Raw genomic sequence first — 24,244 nt, 5'->3', positions numbered from 1 at the left:
TTATATAGAAAAGCTTGTATTCTTACTCTTTCTTATCACTAATTAATTTATTTAGCGTGTAAAGGAATAGTGCGACACATAATTCAGCTATGTTGGACATTTGTACGCTCTCTATCCAGTCGTCAGCAGTATGAATGACGAACCAATCTAGTGTAATTTCAATAATGGAGAGAAGAGCAATCGAGAGCCAATTGGGCATACTTGTCATCATTGGATGTAGGAGTACTTTAAAGAAAATGGATATAAAATATGTAATACCATCTAAGAAAAGGATAAGTAAAAAAAAGAGTAGTAGAGCTGTTCGTGATGAATATTCTATACCTGTAATTTGAAAGATTCCTACATATACAAAGAATATAAAGGCAAAAAATATAATGAGAAAAAGAGAAATAATACTAATGATAATTGTTTTATCTTTTAGGCTGAAATTAGAGAACTTTTCCTCCTCATCCATTAGATTCACTCCTTTTTCTGGAAAATCAATTTCATTGTAACATGAAATATATATTAAAAAACTACGAATTATGGGAAAATAAGGTGACAAAAAGTAAGATTTCATGTAAAATTATTAATAAGGTTTTTATTTAACTAAATGAAATAAAAGGGGCTGTCAAAGTTGTCTCAAAATCGAGAGCAATTAATGGAAGAACTATCGACAAATGTTTTTTCTATGTTTCGCACGTTGCGTAATGATATTGGAAAAATATTTGGTGGTTACATACCGTGGAATGAGTTCATTGTCCTTAGAATATTGAACCGCACGAATAAAGAAATGGTATCACGTGTAGCTAATGAGTTAAATGTGTCGAATAGTCATATTACAGCCGTTACAGAAAAATTAATTAATAAAGGCTTTGTAACTCGTTCACGTTCTACATCAGATCGCCGAGTTGTATATTTAGAGATTACAGAACAAGGGAAAGAGTTAGTCGCGAAAATGGAAGGTGAGAAAAAGAAATATTTACAAGAAAGATTCGCCTCACTTTCAGAAGACGAAATGAATGTAATGATATCTATTTCTAAAAAACTTATTTAAGTAGTTATAAATAAGAAAACGCTTACTTAACACGAAAGAAGACCTTCCCTATATACGGAAGGTCTTCTTTCGTGTGTAATAGATGATAAAAAATAAAATGTGTATGAAAAAAGATAGAGCGCCATACTACTAATAAAGGAAGGAGGGGGAAATATGACAAATCGTAATGGTAGTAAAGGTAGCGGAAATCAAGGTTCACCGAAATCAGGGCAATTTCAGCAGGAGTTTAGTGCTGAATTTGAAACAGGTAATGATAATAAAGGAAAAGAATATCGTTCGAAAAAAGGAAGTAAGTCAAAAAAGGAGTGAATCATTTCACTCCTTTTTGATTTAAGATGCTGCAGATTGATCTGTATTATATTTTTCTTCTGATTTTGAAACAATCATTGCGCAAATTGCATCGACCGCATTCTAGACATGTCTAGAATGCGGTCGATGCCGATAATTAAAGCAATACCTTCTACTGGTAGATTTGCTTGATTTAAAACCATCGTAAGAATTACAAGTCCAACACCTGCAGTACCGATACTAGCTAGTACAGCAGTTAATACAACCATTGCTAATTGCTGAAATAAGCGAAGAGAGTTAAATTATGTATTTGGAAAATAAAATAGACCATCACATGATGGCCTAGGGAAGGGGACAATTTATGTCAATTTAATTAGGGATGGAAAGCTGCCCAAAGACACTGGGGAATGTCTTATAAATTAGGGAGGAACAGCTCCAATACGTATACTATAAAAGGTGGATATGACCTAGATGTGAACATAGAGTGAAAGAGCGAGGGAGTTTTAAATAAAAGATAGAAAGAACAAAAAAATAAGACCATCACATATAGGATGGTCAAGGGAAGGGGACAATTTATGTCAATTTAATTAGGGATGGAAAGCTGTTCAAGACACTGGGGAATGTCTTATAAATTAGGGAGGAACAGCTTCGATACGTATACTATAAAAGATCGATGTGACCTAGATGTGAACATAGAGTGAAAGAGCGAGGGAGTTTTAAGTAAGAAGAAAGAGAAAATAAAAAAAATAAGACCATCACATATAGGATGGTCAAGGGAAGGGGACAATTTATGTCAATTTAATTAGGGATGGAAGCTATTCAAAGACACTGGGGAATGTCTTATAAATTAGGGAGGAATAGCTCCGATACGTATACTATAAAAGGTGGATGTGACCTAGATGTGAACATGGAGTGAAAGAGCGAGGGAGTTTTAAATAAAAGATAGAAAGAACAAAAAAATAAGACCATCACATATAGGATGGTCAAGGGAAGGGGACAATTTATGTCAATTTAATTAGGGATGGAAAGCTGTTCAAGACACTGGGGAATGTCTTATAAATTAGGGAGGAACAGCTTCGATACGTATACTATAAAAGATCGATGTGACCTAGATGTGAACATAGAGTGAAAGAGCGAGGGAGTTTTAAGTAAGAAGAAAGAGAAAATAAAAAAAATAAGACCATCACATATAGGATGGTCAAGGGAAGGGGACAATTTATGTCAATTTAATTAGGGATGGAAGCTATTCAAAGACACTGGGGAATGTCTTATAAATTAGGGAGGAATAGCTCCGATACGTATACTATAAAAGGTGGATGTGACCTAGATGTGAACATGGAGTGAAAGAGCGAGGGAGTTTTAAATAAAAGATAGAAAGAACAAAAAAATAAGACCATCACATATAGGATGGTCAAGGAAGGGGACAATTTATGTCAATTTAATTAGGGATGGAAAGCTGTTCAAGACACTGGGGAATGTCTTATAAATTAGGGAGGAACAGCTCCGATACGTATACTATAAAAGGTAGATGTGACCCTCGTGTGAACTTGGAGTGAAAGATATGGGAATTTGAAAAGGGATAAAATAGTTGTTGTTGTAAGAGTTATAGTATAAGTGGAAATATAATAGAAAATATTCTTTTGTAAAACGATAGAGTCTGAATATAAATAAAAGTTGAAATCTATGAAAAAAAGGATTATGCTCAACTATATTATGAGAATATAAGGTTTATCCCGCTACTTGTAGGCTCTTAAAGAGTCTTTATTTATGAGGGGATAAAAGCTTCACTTGATAAAGGGAGTTAGTGATATGGAAGTAGCAAAAAAACAAGGGTTGTATAATCGCTTTATACGATTAAATCCACCACAAATTTTAGCATTAGGCTTTTTTTGTTTAATTGTGGTCGGAGGATTGTTATTAAAGTTACCGTTTGCAACGAAAGTACATATTAGTTGGGTAGATGCCTTCTTTACAGCTACGTCGGCAGCGACTGTAACCGGTTTAGGAGTTGTAGATACTGCAAGTACGTTTACGATGTTTGGTGAAATTGTTATTATGTTTTTAATTCAAACGGGTGGTCTCGGTCTTATGACGATTGCCATTTTAATAGTTTGGGTATTAGGTAAAAAAATCGGTTTACGCCACCGATTATTAATTGGAGAAGCATTTAATCAAACAAATATTGGTGGTCTTGTGAAATTAGTGAAACGTGTCTTTATTTTTTCTATTTGTATTGAGCTAATTGGAGTTATCTTTTTATCGATTCGCTTTATTCCAGAGTTTGGTTTTGGAAAAGGTTTATACTATAGTATTTTTCACGTTATTGCGTCATATAATAATGCCGGCTTTGCGCTTTGGCCAGATAATTTAACAAGATATGTAGGAGATCCTATTATTAATATTGGGATTTGTTCTTTAATTGTAATAGGAGGGTTAGGGTTTACGGTATTAATTGATATATGGTATAGCCGTAGTTTCCGAAAATTATCACTGCACTCCAAAATCATGATTGCTGGAACGATAGCACTTAATGTTATTGCGATGATTGTGATTTTTGTATTGGAATATAATAATATAAAGACTTTGGGACACTTATCTTTAAATGAAAAGTTATGGGCTTCGTTCTTCCAAGGAATTACACCTCGTACAGCCGGTTTTAACACGGTAGATTATGGTGGGATGGAAGAGTCATCGATACTATTTACGATGGTATTAATGTTTATTGGTGCGGGCAGTGTATCGACAGGCGGTGGAATTAAGTTAACGACATTTGTTATTTTAATTACATCAGTTCTTTCTTTCTTTAGAAAGAAAGAGGATTTTGTTTTATTTCAGCGTACGATTAAAATGTCGACAGTAACGAGAGCGTTAGCAATTGTCGTTGCTAGTCAAATACTTATTTTTACAGCGGTATTTGTATTAATGCTTACAGAAGACTTCAGTTTTATTCAGTTATTATTTGAGACAATTTCAGCGTTTGGCACAGTAGGGTTAACAATGGGGATTACTGCGAAGCTATCGGCGTTCGGGAAATGTATTATTATGTTTGTTATGTTTTGTGGATTAATCGGACCGTTAACACTTGTGTTCTCTTTGGCACGACCAGCGAAACAAAAAATTAAATATCCATCAGAAGATGTATTTACAGGATAAGGTATCCCGCATGAAGCGAGATACCTTTTTCTTTTTAAAAAAGAGAGAACAATAAACCAATAATCGCCGCTCGGAATAAAATCGCAATAAGTGCAGCGATACCACCAATAATCGCTGCGGTGCCACCAGTTACAGTAGCTCCACGATTATAAGCGTAAATACCAAGTAGAACAGACACAAGACCAAATAGTGTTGGGAATGTGAATAATGATAATATTGCTAAGGCAAGAGCAATAAAACCAGCAGTCGATCCAGCTGCAGATGATCTTACATCATCGTTATCTTTATCATCATAATCAATACGCTGTGGTGCAACTTCAGCTGCGTATTCTTCTTTATAGTCACTATAATCACTATCTATTCGATCTCTTTTTTTATATTCATCAAATTTCTCAGTCAAAGTAAGGACTCCTTTCATAACAAGGTTCAATAGTAGTATGTTTCTCTTTACTATTTTTATCCGAACTTGTACAGGGAGTAATATCCAAGCGGAAAGTGAAAAATGTTTTTTCAAAATAGGAAAACTTAGTATGACTTCCTCTATTTTGGAAAGTATAAAAAAGAATAATGAGGAAAGGGTGTAGTACATAATGGAACATCCAATTGAAAATTTAATGAAAACAGCAATGACAAATTTAAAAGAGATGGTAGATGTAAATACGATTGTTGGAAGTCCGGTTTCAACAGCTGACGGAAATGTAGTATTAACAGTATCTCAAGTGGCTTTTGGTTTTGGAGCTGGTGGAAGTGACTTTAAAGGGGATTTTATTTCTGAAAAACATAACGGCGGACAAGGGCAGCATAAAGAGAACAAGCAAAGTCATCCATTCGGAGGCGGAAGCGGGGCTGGGGTTTCCATTAGCCCAGTGGCTTTTTTAGTAGTTGGTTCTAACGGTGTACAAGTATTGCATCTCAATAGTAGTACACATTTAATTGAAAAAGCGTTAAATACTGTACCAAGCACTGTGGATAAATTTGTGAATAGTCGTCACAAGTGAACTTGCATTTTTTAGGAATTATGATATATTAGAAAAAGTGCGCTTTAGGATGATCGGAATAATTGAACTGTAAATATATATGATGTGTGGAATAAGGGAGAGGAATTTATGATTAATATCAAAAACTTAGTAGTTGGCTTATGTATGTTAGTAAGCGGTTTTGTTGTATATGTAATAAAAGAAAAAGCTCCATTCTAAAACAGACAAACCGTTAATGTCTGTTTTTAATTTGTAAAAAATATTGACAAGTTATTGTATTGGTGTTAAAATTTTAATTCGTGTCTCGGTTAAAGCTAGTATAAAGTAAATAAATCTTATGAATATAATACGAAAAGTTTGCGAAAGATCGGGTAGTCTTACCAACAACTTTTGTGAACAAACCCTATAAATTGTATATGTAAGCTTTATATGTATACTAGTGAATCAAGGAGCGGTCAGTGGAACCGTAATGATGAGAGAGAGGTAGGGCTTTCATCCAGTATATGTTACTTTCCCGTTAGGTGAATATAAAAAAGAGGGCTCCTTTTGAAAAGGAGCCCTCTTTCTATAAATAAATTGAAACTATAATCAGTGAGACCATTCCCGTTAAATGTTAGCTCGCAAATAATGTGATAAAAATGATTAAGTGCGGTTTTCAACTTGCTGACAAATTTCATCTGTTGTTAAACCATGTGCTTTAATTACAGATCCTTTTATCGATGTATCTGCAATGCCCATCATATTAGAATCTTGCCCGGTTACAACGCAACAATCGCACCCATGAGCATCATTTTCAGAGTTAAGTGAAACGACTTCATGTCCTTGTTGCTGAAGAGCTTGTTGAACATCTGTTAAAGAGTTCTCAACACCAATTCTAGCCATAATTTTCACCTCCTACCATCTAGTTGCTAGTATGCTCAAGTCCAAAGCATATATTTATGAAAAGATGGTAGGAAGAGAATATTTGTTTAGTCGTTATATACACCAGTAAGCATTTGACTAACGAATTGATCATTTAATGTATCTTGTGCTGAACTGTTATTAGATTGAATATCGATTGAAGCTGTGTAGTTGTTATGTTTCCTACTATTTGGTTCTACTTCAACGTAATTATCGAATTTACAAAATCCTTTCGTATCCATTAGATCAAATAGTTGTAGCATTTCTACTACCTCTTGTCTCGTTCCTTTAATTTGTACACACGCCATTGTTATTTCCTCCTTCAATTTGACAAATTGTTTTTTAAAAATAGGATTATGATTACTAAATGAAAAATATGAATGTTATTTTTAGACAGCGTTATTTTTATTATTTTCCCCCTTTTTCACCAAAAGTCGTTGTATATTCCCGGATTTATAAAATCGGACGTCCGTTTATTGAATACAATAGATTCGTATCAATTGGCGAAAACCCTTCTTTTAAACAAATATTTTTTTTAGTAGAATTTGACGAAAAAAATTTTTTGACTTTTTGTAAACGTTAACAATGTTATTAAATCAATATAAACAAAGATGTACGTACGATTAAAAATTAAAAATTTTCTAAAAATTCACTTGATTTATTTGAAAAGGAGAGTAGACTAGGAAACAATAAAAAACTCATAGAACATAGGGGGCGCATTCAAGTGAACGAGCAGTGGATTTTCTTAAATGGAGAATTTGTTCCAAAAGACGAAGCAAAGGTTTCAGTATATGATCATGGCTATTTATATGGCGATGGAGTGTTCGAAGGAATTAGGGTATATAGCGGTAATGTTTTCCGTTTGAGAGAGCATCTTGTCCGGTTATATGAATCAGCGAAATCCATCATGTTAGAAATTCCATATACGTTAGAAGAAGCGATGAAAATCGTTGTTGAAACGATTCGACAAAACAAACTATCTAATGGATATATCCGCCTCGTTGTATCAAGAGGACCTGGGAATTTAGGATTGGATCCCGATTCTTGTACGAAACCAAATGTAGTAGTTATTGCAGAGCAATTGTCTTTATTTCCACAAGAATATTATGAAAAAGGGATTCCGATTATAACAGTTGCAACGCGCCGTAATCGCCCGGATGTTTTATCGCCGCAAGTAAAATCTTTAAATTACTTAAATAATATTTTAGTTCGCATTGAGGCGAAATTAGCTGGAGTACAAGAAGCACTTATGTTAAATGACCAAGGATATGTAGCTGAAGGCTCTGGAGATAACGTATTTATTGTGAAGGGAAATAAATTAATTACACCACCAAGTTCTGCTGGAGCGTTAGAAGGTATTACACGAAACGCGATTTTAGAAATCGGCGAAAAACTTGGATATGACGTAAGAGAAGAATTATTTACAAGGCACGATGTATATGTAGCTGATGAAGTGTTTTTAACAGGAACAGCTGCTGAAGTAATTGCTGTTACGACAGTAGATGGAAGAACGATTGGTTTAGGGAGAACAGGGCCACATACGAATCGTTTATTAGAAGAATTCCGTAAATTAGTTGTAGAAGATGGAGAGAAAATTTACGAAGAAAATAAAGTTGGATAATAGCTCTTTATGAAATGATAAAGCGTTGATAGGGAGGAGTAGTTGACTGTGAAGCCTCACAGAGAGTCGGTGGTTGCTGGAAACCGATGGTTCACGTCAACGAACATCACCCTTGAGTGCTAAGCTGAAGCGTTTGTTTAGGCTTAGACGGTAGCTCCGTTATTAGCTAGACTCATATCCCGAGTCACTGAGGCAAGAGTAATCTTGCGAAGAAGGGTGGTACCGCGAAATCTTTCGTCCCTTCAGCACATAGCTGGAGTGTGGACGTAGGATTTTTTTATTTTATAAATGGTTTAAAAAAGGGGGCTTATAAGAAAAATGTCTTCAAAAACGGAAGAGAAACTGGCAACTGGTGCACAGCTATTGTTAGAAGCGCTAGAAAAGGAAGAAGTAGAAGTGATTTTCGGGTATCCAGGTGGTGCGGTTTTACCTCTATATGATGCGCTTTATGATTGTGAAATTCCGCATATTTTAACGAGGCATGAGCAAGGTGCAATTCATGCTGCTGAAGGATATGCAAGAATTACAGGGAATCCAGGAGTGGTAATTGCAACAAGTGGACCGGGTGCTACAAATGTTATTACTGGTCTAGCTGACGCGATGATTGATTCATTACCACTTGTTGTATTTACAGGGCAAGTAGCAACAACGTTAATCGGAAGTGATGCTTTCCAAGAAGCAGATATTATGGGGCTTACGATGCCGGTGACAAAACATAATTATCAAGTGCGAAAAGCATCGGATTTACCCCGAATTATTAAAGAAGCATTTCATATCGCTAGAACGGGAAGACCGGGCCCAGTCGTAATTGACCTTCCGAAAGATATGGTAGTAGAGCAAGGCGAGAGATGTAGCGACGTACAAATGGATTTACCAGGATACCAGCCTAATTATGAACCGAATCTACTACAAATAAACAAATTATTACAAGCGATTGAGGTCTCAAAAAAGCCATTAATTTTAGCTGGAGCAGGTGTATTGCATGCGAAAGCATCGAAAGAATTAACAAGCTTTGCTCGCAAATATCATATTCCAGTTGTTCATACATTACTTGGTCTTGGTGGGTTTCCGCCAGACGATGAACTATTTCTAGGGATGGGAGGAATGCACGGTTCATATACCGCAAATATGGCGTTATATGAATGTGACTTACTTATTAATATAGGTGCAAGATTTGATGATCGTCTTACTGGGAATTTAGCTTATTTTGCTAAAGAAGCGATTGTCGCACATATAGATATTGATCCAGCGGAAATTGGGAAAAATGTGCCGACTGAAATCCCTATTGTTGCGAGTGCGAAGCAAGCATTAGAAGCTATACTCACTTTTAAAGAAGGGGAAGTAGATCACAATGATTGGCTTTCGTTATTGAATAGTAGAAAAGAAAAATACCCTCTTTCTTACAAAGAACATGCAGAACGTATTAAACCTCAATATGCAATTGATATGCTATACGAGATTACGAAAGGAGAAGCGATTGTAACAACAGATGTTGGGCAACATCAAATGTGGGCAGCTCAATATTATCCATTGAAAAACCCAGATAGATGGGTAACTTCTGGAGGATTGGGAACAATGGGCTTCGGGTTTCCAGCAGCAATAGGTGCACAAATCGCAAAGCCTGAAGAACTAGTTATTGCAATTGTGGGTGATGCTGGATTTCAAATGACCTTGCAAGAACTTAGTGTGTTAAAAGAGCATTCTTTACCGGTTAAAGTTTTTATTTTAAATAATGAAGCTTTAGGGATGGTAAGACAATGGCAAGAGGAATTTTATAATAGGCGATATTCGTACTCCTTACTTTCATGCCAACCAGATTTTGTCGCACTTGCCAATGCATATGGCATAAAAGGTGTTCGTATTGAAGACCCACTTCTTGCAAAGCAACAATTACAGTATGCAATTGAATTAAGAGAGCCAGTCGTAATTGATTGCCGCGTACTTCAATCTGAAAAGGTTATGCCGATGGTTGCCCCAGGGAAAGGGGTTCACCAAATGGAGGGAGTGGAGAAAAGGTGAAGAGAATTGTAACAGCGACAGTTCGAAATCAAAGCGGTGTGTTAAATCGAATTACAGGTGTTATGACACGTAGACATTTTAATATTGAAAGTATTTCAGTAGGTCATACGGAATCATCGGATATTTCGAGAATGACGATTGTTGTACACGTTGAAAATGAACAGCAAGTTGAGCAGTTAATTAAACAACTTCATAAGCAAATCGATGTACTGAAAGTATCAGATATTACAGAAGAAGCGATGATTGCTAGAGAACTTGCACTTATTAAAGTAGCGACGTCTGTAGCAAGAGCAGAATTATATAGTTTAATTGAACCGTTCCGAGCCGCTGTAATAGACGTTGGGAAGGATTCCATAGTGGTGCAAGTAACAGGTACTCAGGAGAAAGTAGAAGCGTTAATTGAATTACTTCGTCCATACGGTTTGAAAGAAATTGCTAGAACAGGTGTAACAGCATTTACACGTAGTATGAAAAAACAAGATAAACAAGTTATGTTAATTCAATAATTATTTAAAAAATAGGGGGAAATGAAAATGGCGAAAGTTTATTATGAAAAAGACGTAACGGTAAATGTATTAAAGGAAAAGAAAGTAGCAATCATCGGATATGGATCGCAAGGCCATGCGCATGCGCAAAACTTACGTGATAACGGATTTGATGTAGTAGTAGGACTGAGGAAAGGGAAGTCATGGGATAAGGCGAAAGAAGACGGTTTTTCTGTATATACAGTAGCGGAAGCAGCAGAAAAAGCAGATGTAGTAATGATTCTACTACCTGATGAATTACAGCCGGAAGTATATGAAGCTGAAATTGCACCAAACTTACAAGGCGGCAATTCTCTAGTTTTCGCGCATGGATTTAATGTTCACTTTGATCAAGTAAAACCGCCAGCTAATGTAGATGTATTTCTAGTAGCACCGAAAGGTCCAGGACATCTAGTACGTCGTACGTTTGCGGAAGGTGGAGCTGTTCCTGCATTATTTGCAGTATATCAAGATGCAACAGGAGTTGCGACTGAAAAGGCACTTTCATATGCAGATGGAATTGGAGCGACGAGAGCAGGTGTATTAGAAACAACGTTTAAAGAAGAAACAGAAACAGATTTATTCGGAGAGCAAGCTGTACTTTGCGGCGGAGTGACTGCACTTGTAAAAGCGGGATTTGAAACGCTAGTTGATGCTGGCTATCAACCTGAACTTGCATATTTTGAATGTTTACATGAACTGAAACTAATTGTTGACCTTATGTATGAAGGCGGACTTGAAAATATGAGATACTCAGTTTCAGATACAGCGCAGTGGGGTGACTTCGTATCAGGGCCACGTGTTGTTACTGAAGATACAAAGAAAGCGATGGGGGAAGTATTAGCAGAAATTCAAGATGGTACATTTGCAAGAGGTTGGATTGCAGAGCATAAAGCAGGAAGACCAAATTTCCAGGCGACAAATGAGAAAGAAAATGAACATGAAATCGAAGTAGTTGGACGTAAATTACGTGAAATGATGCCTTTTGTACAGCCCCGAGTAAAGGTAGGGATTAAATAATATGAAGCAGATTTTGTTCATGGATACGACGCTTCGTGATGGCGAACAATCACCAGGAGTTAATTTAAATGAACAAGAGAAATTACAGATTGCGAGGCAACTAGAGAGACTTGGTATTAATGTAATGGAAGCTGGATTTGCAGCGGCTTCTGAAGGTGATTTTCAATCGGTAAAACGTATCGCAAATACCATTCAAAATGCTACGGTTATGAGTTTAGCTAGAGCAAAGGAAAGCGATATTCGAAGAGCATATGACGCAGTGAAAGGTGCTGTATCTCCTCGTTTACACGTATTTTTAGCTACGAGTGACATTCATATGAAATATAAGCTTTGTATGTCGAAAGAAGATGTATTAGATAGCATTCAGCGCTCGGTTACGCTCGGAAAATCATTATTTCCAACAGTACAATTTTCAGCAGAAGATGCGACAAGAACATCGAGAGCATTTTTAGCTGAAGCAGTAGAAGTAGCGATTCGTGCAGGAGCGAATGTAATCAATATTCCTGATACAGTTGGATATACGAATCCAGAAGAATATTATTCTCTTTTTAAATACTTAAAAGAATCCGTTCCTTCGTATGAAAAAGCAATTTTCTCTTGTCATTGTCACGATGATCTTGGGATGGCAGTAGCGAACTCGTTAGCTGCAGTTGAAGGCGGAGCGTTACAAGTAGAAGGAACGATTAATGGAATTGGAGAAAGAGCAGGAAATGCAGCCTTAGAAGAAGTCGCAGTTGCTCTCCATATTAGAAAAGATTTCTATGAAGCAGAGTCCTCTATGACGTTAAAAGAAATTAAAGCGACAAGTACATTAGTAAGTCGTTTAACAGGTATGGTTGTACCAAAAAATAAAGCGATTGTTGGAGCAAATGCGTTCGCTCATGAATCAGGTATTCATCAAGATGGTGTTTTAAAAGAAGTGACGACATATGAAATTATTGAACCGGCGCTTATAGGTGAATCTCAAAATCTATTTGTACTTGGAAAACATTCTGGACGTCACGCATTTACGGAAAAAATGAAAGAATTAGGCTACGAATTTACAAACGAAGAACGAGATGCGGTGTTTGCAGCATTTAAAAAATTAGCTGATCGAAAAAAGGAAATTACAGAAGAAGATTTACGTGCGCTTATGCTTGGTGAAGCAGCATTTTCGGCACAACAATATAGCATTACGCAATTGCAAGTACACTTCGTATCAAATAGTACACAGTGTGCAACAGTTGTACTAAAAGATGCGGAAGGGAATATGTACGAAGATGCAGCAACTGGTTCTGGAAGTATTGAAGCGATATATAATGCAATTCAAAGAATTTTAGGATTAGAATGTGACTTAGCGGATTATCGCATACAATCTATAACACAAGGTCAAGATGCACTTGCACATGTTCATGTTGAATTAAAAGAAGGAACTCATCAAGTATCAGGTTTTGGTGTTGCGCAAGACGTATTAGAAGCATCGGCGAGAGCGTATGTTCATGCGGCGGGAAAATTAAAATCTTTTATTACTCTTGTGAAGTAACTGTTTGATAAGTGAGGGACTCGTCCCTTACTTATCAAAATATATTTCTGAAAATTCAGATAAAAAAGGAGTGTTTTAATTGGAGAAACGTATCGTTTGTTTAGCGGGTGATGGTGTTGGTCCGGAAGTTATGGAAAGCGCGAAGGAAGTATTGCATATGGTAGAGAGGCTATATGGACATCATTTTCATTTACAAGATGAGTACTTTGGCGGAGCTGCTATCGATTTAACTGGGCAACCATTACCACAGCGAACACTTGCCGCTTGTTTAGCGAGTGATGCGGTTTTACTTGGAGCGGTTGGTGGACCTCGGTGGGATGATGCGAAAGAAAGGCCAGAGAAAGGATTATTAGCTTTAAGAAAAGGACTTGGTGTATTTGCGAATGTTCGCCCTGTAACAGTAGAAAGCGCAACTGCACATTTATCGCCATTAAAAAACGTAGATGAAATTGACTTCGTTGTCGTTCGTGAACTAACAGGTGGTATTTATTTCTCTTATCCAAAAGAAAGAACGGAAGAATCGGCAACTGATACACTTACGTACCATCGTCATGAAATTGAACGTATCGTGTCGTATGCTTTTCAATTAGCGAGTAAGAGAGAGAAAAAAGTAACGTCTATTGATAAAGCGAATGTTTTAGAATCTAGTAAACTATGGAGAGCTGTTACGGAAGAAGTGGCTCTTCGTTATCCTGATGTTGAATTAGAGCACATTTTAGTAGATGCAGCTGCTATGGAGTTAATTCGGAATCCAGGGCGTTTTGATGTAATTGTAACCGAAAATTTATTTGGTGACATTTTAAGTGACGAGGCTTCTGTATTGGCAGGGTCATTAGGAATGCTTCCATCAGCGAGTCATGCGGAAAACGGGCCGTCTTTATATGAGCCTATTCACGGATCAGCACCAGATATTGCAGGGAAAAATAAAGCGAATCCAATTGCGATGATGCGTTCAGTTGCGATGATGCTCGGACAATCATTTGGATTAACGAGAGAAGGGTATGCAATTGAATCCGCAATTTCTGCAGTTCTTAAATCCGGAAAAGTTACAGCTGATATTGGGGGAGATGCGACGACAACTTCATTTACGAAAGCGGTTATTCAAGAAATGGAAGAGCAAGCGCTAGTAGGGAGAGGACGATAATGGGCAAAAGATTACTAGATAAGCTTTGGGAAAGACATGTAGTTGCAACGAATGAAAATGGATTGGATTTATTATATATCGATCTTCATCTCGTTCATGAAGTAACGTCACCGCAAGCTTTTGAAGGCTTGCGGCTGGCAAATCGAACTGTCCGCAGACCGGAATTAACGTTTGCAACTATGGATCATAATATTCCAACGAAAGATGTTTGGAATATTACCGATCGTATTGCGAAGCAGCAATTGGATACACTTCGTGAGAACTGTAAACAATTTCAGGTGCCATTAGCTGATATTGGTGATGAAGAGCAAGGAATCGTTCATGTTATAGGACCAGAACTTGGACTCACGCAGCCAGGGAAAACGATTGTTTGTGGTGATAGTCATACAGCAACCCACGGTGCTTTCGGAGCGTTAGCATTTGGTATTGGTACGAGTGAAGTAGAACATGTATTAGCAACGCAAACGTTGTGGCAACGAAAGCCGAAAGCGATGGGAATTGAATTAAAAGGAAAGTTACCAAAAGGCGTTTATGCAAAGGATATTATTTTGCATCTCCTTTCAAAGTACGGTGTAGCAGTTGGAACTGGATATGTAATGGAATTTTACGGTGAGACGATTCATGCTATGGAAATGGAAGAGAGGATGACACTTTGCAATATGGCAATTGAAGGGGGAGCGAAAGCTGGCATTATTGCACCAGATGAGAAAACATTTTCTTATGTAAAAGGGCGTGAATATGCACCGAAAGACTATGAAATGTTTACGGGAAAATGGTCGGAGCTTTATACAGATTCAGATGCAATTTATGATTTACATATTTCGGTAGATGTTACGGATTTAGCACCGTATGTCACTTGGGGAACAAATCCTAGTATGGGTGTTCGAATTGATGAAAAATTACCAGAAAAACATGATAAAAATGATGAAAGAGCATATTCGTATATGGGATTGAGTCCTGGACAAAGTACTTTTGAAATTCCAGTTCAGCATGTTTTCATTGGGTCTTGTACAAATTCTCGATTATCTGATTTAGAAATTGCAGCATCTGTTGTAAAAGGGAAAAAAGTGAAAGACGGTGTGCGAGCCCTTGTTGTGCCTGGTTCTAAAAGGATAAGAGAAGCAGCGATGCAAAAAGGATTACATCACATATTTGAAGAAGCGGGATTTGAATGGAGAGAGCCTGGATGCTCAATGTGTCTTGGAATGAATCCAGATCAAGTGCCTGAAGGAGAACATTGTGCATCTACTTCAAATCGTAATTTTGAAGGAAGGCAAGGGAAAGGAGCACGAACACATTTAGTAAGCCCAGCTATGGCAGCAGCGGCTGCGTTATATGGTCATTTTGTTGATATTAGAAAGGAGAATTATGATGGAGCCATTTCGTATTCATAAAGGTACTGCCGCATTACTTATGAATGATAACATTGATACAGATCAAATTATTCCGAAGCAATATTTAAAGAGAATTGAAAGAACGGGATTTGGAAAATATTTATTTGATGAGTGGCGTTATGATAATGAGCGCCATGAAAATCCTAATTTCCCTCTTAATGCGCAAGAACGAAAAGGAGCAAGTATATTAATTACGGGTGATAATTTTGGGTGCGGTTCTTCAAGAGAACATGCTCCGTGGGCACTTGCTGATTATGGTTTCCGCGTTATTATCGCCGGGGGATTTGCAGATATTTTTTATATGAATTGCATGAAAAATGGTATGTTACCGATTGTAATGGATAAAGAAATGCGTGAACAACTTGCGAAAACGGATGCGAGTGAACAAATAGAAGTAGATTTAGAGAATGAGGTAATTACAACGAATACGCATAGGTTTCATTTCGCAATCGAGAAAATGTGGAAAGAGAAATTATTAAATGGTCTAGATGAAATTAGCATTACGATGCAATACGAACGAGAAATTGGAGAGTATGAAAGAAAGATAGCCTTATATTAATAAATAACGGAATATTAAAAATTTATTTACATTCAGAATTAACTGTTATATACTATGTGAAAATCAGAGGAGAAAGGGAGTAAGTATTATGAATATCGTGCAATCTATTAAAATGCTTACACAACTACATCATCATACATGAAACCCTTGAACCTAACGTGAAAACGTGTAGGCACAAGGGTTATTCCCGTTGTACCTACACTCTACTAAAGAGCCTTGTAGGTATTTTTTCTACAAGGCTCTTTTTATTTTCGGTTTAGGTGAATGGAATGAGCATACATTAGAGAGGGAAAGGTGTGTGAAATGAGATGGAAAAGTGGAAGCGGGCAAATCCGAATGGAACGAGGGATTACTTATTCGAAGAATGTACGTTAGTTGAAGAAGTGGAACAAAAATTAAGACGGACCTTTTTAGGTAGAGGTTATGAAGAAATAAGGACACCTACAATTGAATTTTACGATGTTTTTGCATTTCAAAATAGGCCGATAGATGAAGAAAAGATGTATAAATTTTTTGATGAAAAAGGGCGGATTATCGTTTTACGCCCAGATATGACAATTCCTTTAGCAAGAGTAATTGGAACGCAGAGATGGGACACTCCTCTTAAAGTTACATATAGTGGAAATGTATTTCGGGCGAATGAGTCTCTTTCTGGAAAATATAATGAAATGGTACAAAGTGGTATTGAAATTATCGGGATTGATAATGTAAGAGCGGAAATTGAGTGTGTCATAAGCGTAATTCAAGCACTTCAAAAATTGAAGGTACAATCTTTTACAATTGAGATTGGGCAAGTGCAGTTATATAAATGTATTGTAAAAAAACTCTCCATTCATGATGAAGAAGAGAAGTTACTTAGAACATATATTGAGAGTAAAAATTATGCCAGTCTCTCAAATTTTATCGAAGAAAAAAAATTAGATCGGTGTGATGAAACAGTAAGATTACTTGAGAAATTACCAAGGTTATTCGGGAGTTTAGATGTTGTTGAGGAAGCAGAAAAACTCGCCTCAAGTAATGAAATGAAAATGGCCATTGCAAGAGTGAAAGAAATATATGAAACAATTGAACAGTTAGGATATGGCTCTTACATATCAATTGATTTAGGTATGGTTCAACATTTGGATTATTATACGGGTGTTATTTTCAAAGGGTATATATATGAAATTGGAGAAGAGATTGTTAGTGGCGGAAGATATGATGAGTTAATTGGAAATTTTGGAGAGATGATGCCAGCGGTTGGGCTCGCGGTGCAAGTAAATCAAATAGTTAAGGCACTTCAAGAGCAGCAAGAACCATATAAACGAAAGAGAATAGATATTATGATTCATTATGAGTTAAATAGATTAGCAGAAGCGGAAAGGTTACGAAATTTACTTCAAAAGGACGGGAAGAATGCCCAGTTATCTTTATTCTCTAATTTAAACGATACTTTTCAATTTGCAAACAAGAATAAAATAATGACAGTCGTTGAGGCGAAGAGTGAGTCACTAGTGGAATATGTATGGAGAGAGAAATGGATCATCCAGAAAGAAGGGGAGGCTTCATGCGTAACATTCAAATTGCGTTAACGAAAGGAAGATTAGAAAAGCATGTTATTCCACTGTTTGAGAAAATTGGGATTGATTGTTCAGAGCTCAAAGATAAAGGAAGAAAACTTGTGTTTAAAAGTAAAAACACAAACATTTCATTTATTTTAGTGAAAGCGGTAGATGTTGCTACGTATGTAGAACATGGCGTAGCTGATATTGGAGTCGTTGGAAAAGATATATTAATGGAATGTGAGAAAGATATATATGAGATGGTGGATTTAGGAGTAGGCGTGTGTAAATTTTGTGTCGCTTCTATTCCTACGTATAATCCGAAGAGTTATCGAAAAAAACGAATTGCTACGAAATATCCGCACATTACTTCTACATATTTTCATGATAAAGGGGAGGATGTAGAAATTATTAAAATAGAAGGATCTGTAGAGATTGCTCCACTTCTAGGTTTGGCAGATGCAATTGTTGATATTGTTGAAACAGGAAAAACATTACAAGAAAACGGGTTAATTGTATTTGAGGAAATGTGCTCTATATCAGCTCGAATGATTGTGAATAAGGCTGCATTGAAAACTAAAAAAGACGAAATATTCGGTATTATAAATATGATGGAACAAGAAATTTTGTCAGGGAAATAGGGGGACTTTAAATGGAGATAGTTTGTGAAGATTTCGAAGAGGCTTTATCGAAAATAAAATTGCTACGAGAAAGCGCTAATATAATAGAAGAAACTGTTCAAAGAAGTGTAAGTGAAATTGTTCAAAACGTAAGGAAGAGTAAAGATGAAGCTGTATCGTTCTATACAAAAAAGTTTGATGGTGTAGAGATAAAAGATTTTCGTGTAAGTGCAGAAGAAATAAAACAAGCAAGTAAGTTTGTAGAACAAGCTTTTTTAGAAGCGTTAGAAGAGGCAAAGAAAAACATTGTCTCGTATCACGAAAAGCAAAAAAGACAATCGATGTTCGATTGCGTGAGTGAAGGGATAATTAGAGGACAGCTCATTCGGCCGTTAGAAAATGTAGGTGTATATGTGCCGGGCGGGAAAGCTTCGTATCCTTCATCAGTATTAATGAATGTATTGCCAGCAAAACTCGCAGGAGTGAAAAAAATTGTAATGGTAACACCGCCGAGGCAAGGAGGAATTGATCCGCATATTTTAGCTGCTGCAAGTCTTGCAGGTGTAGATGAAATTTATATGGCCGGTGGTGCTCAAGCAATTGCTGCTCTAGCATATGGAACGGAATCGATTCCTAAAGTAGATAAAATAGTAGGACCTGGAAATTTGTATGTTGCTCTAGCGAAGCGAGAAGTATATGGGATAGTCAATATCGATATGATTGCTGGACCATCAGAAATTGTAGTTATCGCAGATGAAACAGGAAATGCCGAATATATTGCTGCTGATTTATTATCACAAGCAGAGCATGATGAAAGAGCGACTGCTATTTGTATTACAACGAATGTACAGCTTGCTAAAGAAGTAGAAAGAGAAATAGAAAGACAGCTAGAGACGTTACCAAGAAGTGAAATAGCTCGTGAGTCAATAAAAAGAAATGGAGCAATTTTTATTGTCCCTTCTTTAGCAGAGGCGTTTCATTTATCAAATGAAATCGCTCCAGAACATTTAGAGTTACACATAAAAGAGCCAATGAATGCTCTAGCTTATGTAAAGCATGCTGGATCAATTTTTCTTGGACCATATGCACCTGAACCGCTCGGAGATTATTTGGCGGGGCCGAATCACGTATTACCGACAAGTGGAACAGCAAGGTTTTTCTCTCCGTTATCCGTCGATGATTTTGTGAAAAAATCAAGCTTCGTTTCTTATACGGAAGAAGCGTTAAGAAGTGTACAGCATCATATTGTAGAACTTGCAAATAAAGAAGGTTTACATGCACACGCAAGAGCAATCCAAATTAGATTTAAGGAGGAAGAATAATGCGCCAATCTAGTCAAGCACGTGAGACGAATGAAACAAAGATTAAGTTAAGTTTGCAGCTCGATGAAAGTACGAATGTTTCTGTGCAAACGGGAGTTGGTTTTTTTGATCATATGCTAACTTTATTTGCTAGGCATGGAAGATTCGGTTTGCAAGTTGAAGCTGAAGGTGATGTATTCGTTGATGCGCATCATACGGTTGAAGATGTTGGAATTGTACTCGGAACTTGCTTGAAAGAAGCATTGCAAAATAAAGAGGGGATTAACCGTTACGGCTCAGCGTATGTACCGATGGATGAATCTTTAGGATTTGTCGCGATTGATATAAGCGGGCGCTCATATATTGTATTTCAAGGTGAATTAACAAATCCGAAGCTTGGAGATTTTGACACAGAATTAACGGAAGAATTTTTTAGAGCGGTTGCCCATGCTGCCAATATTACGTTACATGCTCGCATTTTATACGGAAGCAATACACATCACAAAATTGAAGCTCTATTTAAAGCGTTCGGTCGAGCGCTTAGAGAGGCAGTCGATAAAAATGCCAACATTACTGGTATAAATTCAACGAAAGGGATGTTGTAATTGATTACTATTATAGATTATGGAATGGGGAATATTCGCAGTGTGGAACAAGCATTAAAATATATTGGAGCAGAGTACATCGTAACGGATGATAAAGAAGAAATATTGAGAAGTGGTGGCGTTATTTTACCGGGAGTAGGCGCATTTCCGAAAGCGATGGGCATTTTAGAAGAAAAAGATTTAGTATGTGTGCTAAAAGAAGTTGGAAGTTCAGGAAAACCGCTTCTGGGTATTTGCTTAGGAATGCAGCTTTTATTTGAAAAAAGTGAGGAACTACAAGACTGTAACGGATTAAATTTATTGCCAGGTGTCATTAGAAAGTTAAAAGTTCCATATAAAATTCCACATATGGGGTGGAATAAGTTAAAGAAAGATGGAGAAATACCGCTTTGGAATGGAGTAGAGGACGGTTCTTTCGTATATTATGTACACTCTTATTATGCAGATTGTCCAAATGAAATTGTGTATGGGGCAAGTGAGTATGGAGTGCAAGTACCTGGTTTTGTAGCAAAAGGAAATATATTTGGCGCACAGTTTCATCCTGAAAAAAGTGGTGAAATTGGAATGCAAATGTTAAAAAATTTCAAAGGAGTGGTAGAAGCATGGAAATCTTCCCAGCTATCGATTTAAAAGAAGGGCGATGCGTAAGGCTGTATCAAGGAGAGTTTAGTAAAGAAACGGTGATGAATGAAGATCCAGTCGCACAAGCAATCATATTTGAAAAACTTGGAGCGAAAATACTACACGTTGTTGATTTAGATGGAGCAATTGCTGGGGAGTCGGTAAATTTACCTGTCATTGAAAAAATATGCAAGGCGGTACGTATTCCGGTGCAAGTTGGAGGAGGAGTTCGGTCACTCGCGGCAGTGGAGAAGTTGTTGTCAGTAGGTGTAGAAAAAGTAATATTAGGAACGGCTGCCCTTTATGATAAATCATTTTTAGAAGAAGCAGTTCGTCTATATAACGAGCAAATCATAGTTGGAATTGATGCGAAAAATGGTTTCGTAGCAACGAGGGGCTGGTTAGAATTATCTGAAATTTCTTACATCTATTTAGCGAAGCAAATGGAAAGTTTAGGTGTTCAAACGATTGTTTTTACAGATATCTCAAAAGATGGGACGCTTGCAGGGCCGAACTTTGAACAATTAGAGTTACTGCAAAAAAGCGTGGATATTCGTGTAATTGCTTCTGGAGGAGTGGCATCTATTCAAGATGTGAAAAGATTAAATGATATGAATATATATGGCGTCATTATTGGGAAGGCACTTTACGAGAAAACGATTGATTTAGAAGAAGTACTAGAGGTAGCAAAACTATGTTAGCGAAACGAATTATTCCATGTCTAGATGTGAAAGAAGGGCGGGTAGTAAAGGGTGTAAATTTTATAGGGTTACAAGACGTCGGTGATCCTGTTGAAATAGCCGCATTATATAATGATGCGGGAGCAGATGAAATCGTATTTTTAGATATTACTGCGACGCATGAAGGACGAAAAACGATTATAGATGTTGTAGAAAAAACTGCTTCAAAAGTATTCATTCCTCTCACAGTTGGCGGGGGGATTTCAAATGTGAGAGATATGTACAATTTACTAAGAGCTGGAGCGGATAAAGTTTCAATAAACTCAGCGGCAGTGAGAAATCCGAAGTTAATTCAGGAAGGTGCAGAACATTTTGGCTCACAATGTATTGTCATAGCAATTGATGCTAGAAAAGTAGCAGAAGATAAATGGAATGTATACGTAAATGGCGGAAGACTTGATACGGGAATGGATGTAATAGAATGGGCGAGACGCGTTGCCCAGCTCGGAGCAGGAGAAATTTTATTGACGAGTATGGATGCAGATGGAACGAAAAACGGATATGATCTTCGTTTAACAGAAGTAATTTCAAACAGCGTTTCTGTCCCAGTAATCGCATCAGGTGGATGTGGTCATGTGGATCACATTATAGAAGTATTTCAAAAGACAACAGTTGATGCAGCATTAGCAGCATCAATCTTTCATTATGGTGAAGCGACTGTACAGGATGTAAAGCGAAAATTAAGAGAAGCAAACGTTGAGGTGCGGTTATGAAACCTAACTTTGCAAAAGGTTTAATACCGGTAGTTGTTATCGAGGAAGATACGAAAGAAGTTTTAATGTTAGCTTATATGAATGAAGAAGCGTATGACAAGACGCTGGAAACGAAAAGAACATGGTTTTATTCCCGTTCGAGACAATCGTTATGGAATAAAGGAGGTACATCGGGAAATGTCCAATATGTGCAATCACTTTATTTAGACTGTGATCAAGATGCAATCGTTGTTGTCGTAAAGCAAGTAGGGCCTGCTTGCCATACGGGAGAAAAAACTTGTTTTCACTACAAAATTATATAGGGGGATACATATGGAAGATATCCTTAAGTTATTATTTGAAACAATTGAAGAACGAAAGAAAAATCCACTCTCTGAATCATATACGAATTATTTATTTTCAAAAGGTGAAGATAAAATTTTAAAGAAAATTGGTGAGGAGTGCACCGAAGTAATTATCGCGTCTAAAAATAATGATAAAGAAGAACTAGTGAAAGAAATGGTTGATGTATTTTATCACTGTTTTGTTTTATTAGCCGAAAAAAATATATCATTAGAAGATGTTATGAAGGAAGTGAAAGAACGAAACGGAAAGCTTTCGAGAGTAGGGGACAGAAGAGAAATAGATACATTATAAGGGGGAATATAGATGAAAGTGGACTATCATATTCATTTAGAAGAAGGACCGTATTCAATAGGTTGGCTTGCTAAAATAAATGAAGCACTACAATATTATGAACCGCTTAAAGAAGAAAAACATTCTATGGAGTGGCTTATAAAAACGCAAGAACGCCTGCAAAAACGTGTGAAGGAAGGGCCGTTTACAGCAAAATGGATTGATTTATATTTAGAAGAAGCTTTACGAAAAGGTATAAAACAAGTTGGTATTGTTGATCATTTATATCGTTTTCGCGAGGCGCAAGGATATTATGAAAAGTATGTAAATATTAGTGATTCTAAGCTTGGTCGCTTGCAAAAAGAATGGTTAGATCAAGTAAGAGTAACGTCTCTTTATGATTTTACAAAGGCGATTGAAGAAGCAAAAGAGCGATGGAGTAAACGAGGGGTAACGCTCAAACTTGGAATTGAAGCGGATTATTTTATCGGCGGTGAACAAGAGTTACAAGGTTTACTAGCATTAGGAGACTTCGATTATGTAATCGGTTCGGTCCATTTTATAGATGGCTGGGGATTTGATAATCCAGATACGAAAGAGTATTTTGATACGCATGAGTTACATACTTTATATCATACGTTTTTCGCTACAGTTGAAAGTGCTGTTCGTTCTGAGCTCTTTGATATTATAGCTCACCTCGATAACATAAAAGTATTTAATTACCGGTTAGATGAGAATGAACAGCTTTCTTATTATAAGGAAATTGCGCGTGCGTTAGTAGAAACGAATACCGCAACAGAAATAAATGCGGGATTGTACTATCGCTATCCTGTGCGCGAAATGTGTCCAAGTCCGCTTTATTTACAAGTATTAGCTAAGCATGGAGTTCCGATTACTCTCTCCTCAGATGCTCATTATCCGAATGATTTAGGGAAATATGTGGAAGAAAATATAAAGACATTACGCAATCATGATATTTCTCACATAGCTACATTTACGAAACGAGTAAGAACGATGAGATTGCTTGAAGAAGAAGTAACAATTTCAAAATAAAACACGATTTTTTGATGAAAACCACCCTTTTTGTTCAAAATAAGAAAGAATGAAAAGGAGGGTGGAAAATGGCGAAACAACAAAATAAACAAAACGTACAAGCGGCAAATCAGGCTTATACTTCTGAAACGAATAATACAGCTAACTCAGTTATCGAAGAACAAATTAGCGATACAGTTGCAGAAGGAACAATCGATGCAAAGCTTGGGCAAGGATCACAAGAGAAAGCATAAGAAGAGAGGAGAGATGAATCTCCTCTTTTCTTATGGGAAAAAGTG

The 24,244-nt window shown here is 36.9% G+C and carries 29 protein-coding genes, 1 pseudogene and 1 other annotated feature; of the genes and pseudogenes, 25 read left to right on the top strand and 5 right to left on the bottom strand.

Features of this window, described 5'->3' with window-relative positions:
• Window positions 1–22 precede the first annotated feature (22 nt).
• On the bottom strand, window positions 23–454 hold the full coding sequence (locus tag MKX77_RS17180) for a regulatory YrvL family protein (protein WP_215555700.1): 432 nt from the start codon (window positions 452–454) through the stop codon (window positions 23–25).
• Window positions 455–616: 162 nt separating this feature from the next.
• On the opposite strand from MKX77_RS17180, the gene MKX77_RS17175 reads away from it, so the two are divergent.
• Together MKX77_RS17175 and MKX77_RS17170 are read left to right on the top strand one after the other, a co-directional pair.
• Window positions 617–1,036, top strand: coding sequence for a MarR family winged helix-turn-helix transcriptional regulator (locus MKX77_RS17175; RefSeq protein WP_215555701.1), 420 nt, complete (start codon window positions 617–619; stop codon window positions 1,034–1,036).
• A 153-nt stretch (window positions 1,037–1,189) separates the two neighbouring features.
• Entirely contained in the window at window positions 1,190–1,345 is a 156-nt protein-coding gene (locus tag MKX77_RS17170) for a hypothetical protein (RefSeq protein ID WP_000184931.1), read from the top strand.
• Window positions 1,346–1,366: 21 nt separating this feature from the next.
• Here the strand turns inward: MKX77_RS17170 and MKX77_RS17165 are convergent.
• Window positions 1,367–1,602, bottom strand: a pseudogene (locus MKX77_RS17165) (cation:dicarboxylate symporter family transporter); the annotation flags it as partial.
• A gap of 1,531 nt (window positions 1,603–3,133) precedes the next feature.
• Between MKX77_RS17165 and MKX77_RS17160 the strand changes: the two are divergent.
• Window positions 3,134–4,477 (top strand): TrkH family potassium uptake protein, encoded by a 1,344-nt coding sequence (locus tag MKX77_RS17160; protein WP_341307302.1) that lies wholly within the window; start codon window positions 3,134–3,136, stop codon window positions 4,475–4,477.
• Window positions 4,478–4,511: 34 nt separating this feature from the next.
• Here MKX77_RS17160 and MKX77_RS17155 read toward each other — a convergent pair whose 3' ends face one another.
• Window positions 4,512–4,877 carry an imidazole glycerol phosphate synthase gene (locus MKX77_RS17155; protein ID WP_341307301.1) on the bottom strand — a complete coding sequence of 122 codons (366 nt, stop codon included), beginning with the start codon at window positions 4,875–4,877 and terminating at the stop codon, window positions 4,512–4,514.
• A gap of 190 nt (window positions 4,878–5,067) precedes the next feature.
• On the opposite strand from MKX77_RS17155, the gene ytfJ reads away from it, so the two are divergent.
• Complete coding sequence (gene ytfJ / locus MKX77_RS17150; RefSeq protein ID WP_215555702.1) at window positions 5,068–5,475, top strand: GerW family sporulation protein; 408 nt, start codon at window positions 5,068–5,070, stop codon at window positions 5,473–5,475.
• Window positions 5,476–5,583: 108 nt separating this feature from the next.
• On the top strand, window positions 5,584–5,673 hold the full coding sequence (locus tag MKX77_RS17145; RefSeq protein WP_000608225.1) for a hypothetical protein: 90 nt from the start codon (window positions 5,584–5,586) through the stop codon (window positions 5,671–5,673).
• A gap of 423 nt (window positions 5,674–6,096) precedes the next feature.
• Here MKX77_RS17145 and MKX77_RS17140 read toward each other — a convergent pair whose 3' ends face one another.
• Together MKX77_RS17140 and MKX77_RS17135 are read right to left on the bottom strand one after the other, a co-directional pair.
• Entirely contained in the window at window positions 6,097–6,336 is a 240-nt protein-coding gene (locus tag MKX77_RS17140; protein ID WP_002011725.1) for a YkuS family protein, read from the bottom strand.
• A gap of 86 nt (window positions 6,337–6,422) precedes the next feature.
• Entirely contained in the window at window positions 6,423–6,662 is a 240-nt protein-coding gene (locus tag MKX77_RS17135) for a DUF3911 family protein (protein WP_002011724.1), read from the bottom strand.
• 59 nt (window positions 6,663–6,721) lie between these two features.
• On the opposite strand from MKX77_RS17135, the gene MKX77_RS17130 reads away from it, so the two are divergent.
• The 20 genes from MKX77_RS17130 (at window position 6,722) to MKX77_RS17035 (ending at window position 24,199) form a co-directional block, all read left to right on the top strand.
• Window positions 6,722–6,937 (top strand): hypothetical protein, encoded by a 216-nt coding sequence (locus tag MKX77_RS17130; protein WP_341307300.1) that lies wholly within the window; start codon window positions 6,722–6,724, stop codon window positions 6,935–6,937.
• A gap of 141 nt (window positions 6,938–7,078) precedes the next feature.
• The gene (ilvE, locus tag MKX77_RS17125; RefSeq protein ID WP_002030649.1) at window positions 7,079–7,975 is read left to right on the top strand and encodes a branched-chain-amino-acid transaminase; all 897 of its coding nucleotides are present in this window, start codon (window positions 7,079–7,081) and stop codon (window positions 7,973–7,975) included.
• 16 nt (window positions 7,976–7,991) lie between these two features.
• Window positions 7,992–8,220, top strand: a binding site (T-box leader).
• A gap of 73 nt (window positions 8,221–8,293) precedes the next feature.
• Window positions 8,294–9,994 carry an acetolactate synthase large subunit gene (ilvB, locus tag MKX77_RS17120; RefSeq protein ID WP_341307299.1) on the top strand — a complete coding sequence of 567 codons (1,701 nt, stop codon included), beginning with the start codon at window positions 8,294–8,296 and terminating at the stop codon, window positions 9,992–9,994.
• Window positions 9,991–10,500 carry an acetolactate synthase small subunit gene (gene ilvN / locus MKX77_RS17115; RefSeq protein ID WP_000822948.1) on the top strand — a complete coding sequence of 170 codons (510 nt, stop codon included), beginning with the start codon at window positions 9,991–9,993 and terminating at the stop codon, window positions 10,498–10,500. Before ilvB ends, ilvN begins: the two co-directional genes overlap by 4 nt.
• Before the next feature lie 27 nt (window positions 10,501–10,527).
• On the top strand, window positions 10,528–11,538 hold the full coding sequence (gene ilvC / locus MKX77_RS17110; RefSeq protein ID WP_215555705.1) for a ketol-acid reductoisomerase: 1,011 nt from the start codon (window positions 10,528–10,530) through the stop codon (window positions 11,536–11,538).
• 1 nt (window position 11,539) lies between these two features.
• Window positions 11,540–13,060, top strand: coding sequence for a 2-isopropylmalate synthase (leuA, locus tag MKX77_RS17105; protein ID WP_341307298.1), 1,521 nt, complete (start codon window positions 11,540–11,542; stop codon window positions 13,058–13,060).
• Window positions 13,061–13,139: 79 nt separating this feature from the next.
• Entirely contained in the window at window positions 13,140–14,204 is a 1,065-nt protein-coding gene (leuB, locus tag MKX77_RS17100) for a 3-isopropylmalate dehydrogenase (RefSeq protein ID WP_215555707.1), read from the top strand.
• Window positions 14,204–15,598, top strand: coding sequence for a 3-isopropylmalate dehydratase large subunit (leuC, locus tag MKX77_RS17095; RefSeq protein ID WP_215555708.1), 1,395 nt, complete (start codon window positions 14,204–14,206; stop codon window positions 15,596–15,598). Before leuB ends, leuC begins: the two co-directional genes overlap by 1 nt.
• Window positions 15,576–16,157: a 3-isopropylmalate dehydratase small subunit gene (gene leuD / locus MKX77_RS17090; RefSeq protein ID WP_215555709.1), complete on the top strand. Its 582-nt coding sequence runs from the start codon at window positions 15,576–15,578 to the stop codon at window positions 16,155–16,157. Before leuC ends, leuD begins: the two co-directional genes overlap by 23 nt.
• A gap of 308 nt (window positions 16,158–16,465) precedes the next feature.
• Window positions 16,466–17,728, top strand: a complete 1,263-nt coding sequence (locus MKX77_RS17085; RefSeq protein WP_215555710.1) for an ATP phosphoribosyltransferase regulatory subunit — start codon at window positions 16,466–16,468, stop codon at window positions 17,726–17,728.
• Entirely contained in the window at window positions 17,704–18,339 is a 636-nt protein-coding gene (gene hisG, locus MKX77_RS17080) for an ATP phosphoribosyltransferase (RefSeq protein WP_002202661.1), read from the top strand. Before MKX77_RS17085 ends, hisG begins: the two co-directional genes overlap by 25 nt.
• 11 nt (window positions 18,340–18,350) lie before the next feature.
• Window positions 18,351–19,640 (top strand): histidinol dehydrogenase, encoded by a 1,290-nt coding sequence (gene hisD, locus MKX77_RS17075; RefSeq protein ID WP_341307297.1) that lies wholly within the window; start codon window positions 18,351–18,353, stop codon window positions 19,638–19,640.
• Window positions 19,640–20,224 carry an imidazoleglycerol-phosphate dehydratase HisB gene (gene hisB / locus MKX77_RS17070; protein WP_215555712.1) on the top strand — a complete coding sequence of 195 codons (585 nt, stop codon included), beginning with the start codon at window positions 19,640–19,642 and terminating at the stop codon, window positions 20,222–20,224. The genes hisD and hisB overlap by 1 nt, the downstream gene beginning before the upstream one ends.
• The gene (gene hisH / locus MKX77_RS17065; protein WP_215555713.1) at window positions 20,225–20,854 is read left to right on the top strand and encodes an imidazole glycerol phosphate synthase subunit HisH; all 630 of its coding nucleotides are present in this window, start codon (window positions 20,225–20,227) and stop codon (window positions 20,852–20,854) included.
• The gene (gene hisA, locus MKX77_RS17060) at window positions 20,827–21,546 is read left to right on the top strand and encodes a 1-(5-phosphoribosyl)-5-[(5-phosphoribosylamino)methylideneamino]imidazole-4-carboxamide isomerase (RefSeq protein ID WP_341307296.1); all 720 of its coding nucleotides are present in this window, start codon (window positions 20,827–20,829) and stop codon (window positions 21,544–21,546) included. The genes hisH and hisA overlap by 28 nt, the downstream gene beginning before the upstream one ends.
• Window positions 21,540–22,298, top strand: coding sequence for an imidazole glycerol phosphate synthase subunit HisF (gene hisF, locus MKX77_RS17055; RefSeq protein ID WP_341307295.1), 759 nt, complete (start codon window positions 21,540–21,542; stop codon window positions 22,296–22,298). Before hisA ends, hisF begins: the two co-directional genes overlap by 7 nt.
• A complete protein-coding gene (gene hisI, locus MKX77_RS17050; RefSeq protein WP_131229879.1) occupies window positions 22,295–22,600 on the top strand; it encodes a phosphoribosyl-AMP cyclohydrolase in 306 nt (101 codons plus the stop codon). Before hisF ends, hisI begins: the two co-directional genes overlap by 4 nt.
• Window positions 22,601–22,610: 10 nt before the next feature.
• Window positions 22,611–22,934 (top strand): phosphoribosyl-ATP diphosphatase, encoded by a 324-nt coding sequence (gene hisE, locus MKX77_RS17045; RefSeq protein ID WP_002158665.1) that lies wholly within the window; start codon window positions 22,611–22,613, stop codon window positions 22,932–22,934.
• Between the two features lie 12 nt (window positions 22,935–22,946).
• Window positions 22,947–23,966: a histidinol phosphate phosphatase domain-containing protein gene (locus MKX77_RS17040; RefSeq protein ID WP_341307294.1), complete on the top strand. Its 1,020-nt coding sequence runs from the start codon at window positions 22,947–22,949 to the stop codon at window positions 23,964–23,966.
• A 68-nt stretch (window positions 23,967–24,034) separates the two neighbouring features.
• Entirely contained in the window at window positions 24,035–24,199 is a 165-nt protein-coding gene (locus MKX77_RS17035; RefSeq protein ID WP_341307293.1) for a YozQ family protein, read from the top strand.
• The last annotated feature ends 45 nt before the right edge of the window (window positions 24,200–24,244 follow it).

The organism is Bacillus sp. FSL R9-9410, assembly GCF_038050385.1.
Taxonomy (GTDB): domain Bacteria; phylum Bacillota; class Bacilli; order Bacillales; family Bacillaceae_G; genus Bacillus_A; species Bacillus_A cereus_U.
This window is presented reverse-complemented; position numbering and strand designations above follow the sequence as displayed.

Coding starts and splice junctions, on each gene's coding strand:
- hisE (WP_002158665.1), top strand. CDS start 22,611: ATGGAAGATATCCTTAAGTTATTATTTGAAACAATTGAAGAACGAAAG.
- MKX77_RS17135 (WP_002011724.1), bottom strand. CDS start 6,662: ATGGCGTGTGTACAAATTAAAGGAACGAGACAAGAGGTAGTAGAAATG.
- MKX77_RS17130 (WP_341307300.1), top strand. CDS start 6,722: ATGAAAAATATGAATGTTATTTTTAGACAGCGTTATTTTTATTATTTT.
- MKX77_RS17040 (WP_341307294.1), top strand. CDS start 22,947: ATGAAAGTGGACTATCATATTCATTTAGAAGAAGGACCGTATTCAATA.
- MKX77_RS17145 (WP_000608225.1), top strand. CDS start 5,584: ATGATTAATATCAAAAACTTAGTAGTTGGCTTATGTATGTTAGTAAGC.
- MKX77_RS17035 (WP_341307293.1), top strand. CDS start 24,035: ATGGCGAAACAACAAAATAAACAAAACGTACAAGCGGCAAATCAGGCT.
- MKX77_RS17170 (WP_000184931.1), top strand. CDS start 1,190: ATGACAAATCGTAATGGTAGTAAAGGTAGCGGAAATCAAGGTTCACCG.
- hisD (WP_341307297.1), top strand. CDS start 18,351: ATGGAGATAGTTTGTGAAGATTTCGAAGAGGCTTTATCGAAAATAAAA.
- hisI (WP_131229879.1), top strand. CDS start 22,295: ATGAAACCTAACTTTGCAAAAGGTTTAATACCGGTAGTTGTTATCGAG.
- hisF (WP_341307295.1), top strand. CDS start 21,540: ATGTTAGCGAAACGAATTATTCCATGTCTAGATGTGAAAGAAGGGCGG.
- MKX77_RS17085 (WP_215555710.1), top strand. CDS start 16,466: ATGGAAAAGTGGAAGCGGGCAAATCCGAATGGAACGAGGGATTACTTA.
- ilvC (WP_215555705.1), top strand. CDS start 10,528: ATGGCGAAAGTTTATTATGAAAAAGACGTAACGGTAAATGTATTAAAG.
- leuA (WP_341307298.1), top strand. CDS start 11,540: ATGAAGCAGATTTTGTTCATGGATACGACGCTTCGTGATGGCGAACAA.
- MKX77_RS17140 (WP_002011725.1), bottom strand. CDS start 6,336: ATGGCTAGAATTGGTGTTGAGAACTCTTTAACAGATGTTCAACAAGCT.
- MKX77_RS17160 (WP_341307302.1), top strand. CDS start 3,134: ATGGAAGTAGCAAAAAAACAAGGGTTGTATAATCGCTTTATACGATTA.
- hisG (WP_002202661.1), top strand. CDS start 17,704: ATGCGTAACATTCAAATTGCGTTAACGAAAGGAAGATTAGAAAAGCAT.
- hisA (WP_341307296.1), top strand. CDS start 20,827: ATGGAAATCTTCCCAGCTATCGATTTAAAAGAAGGGCGATGCGTAAGG.
- ilvB (WP_341307299.1), top strand. CDS start 8,294: ATGTCTTCAAAAACGGAAGAGAAACTGGCAACTGGTGCACAGCTATTG.
- leuD (WP_215555709.1), top strand. CDS start 15,576: ATGGAGCCATTTCGTATTCATAAAGGTACTGCCGCATTACTTATGAAT.
- hisB (WP_215555712.1), top strand. CDS start 19,640: ATGCGCCAATCTAGTCAAGCACGTGAGACGAATGAAACAAAGATTAAG.
- leuC (WP_215555708.1), top strand. CDS start 14,204: ATGGGCAAAAGATTACTAGATAAGCTTTGGGAAAGACATGTAGTTGCA.
- MKX77_RS17180 (WP_215555700.1), bottom strand. CDS start 454: ATGGATGAGGAGGAAAAGTTCTCTAATTTCAGCCTAAAAGATAAAACA.
- ytfJ (WP_215555702.1), top strand. CDS start 5,068: ATGGAACATCCAATTGAAAATTTAATGAAAACAGCAATGACAAATTTA.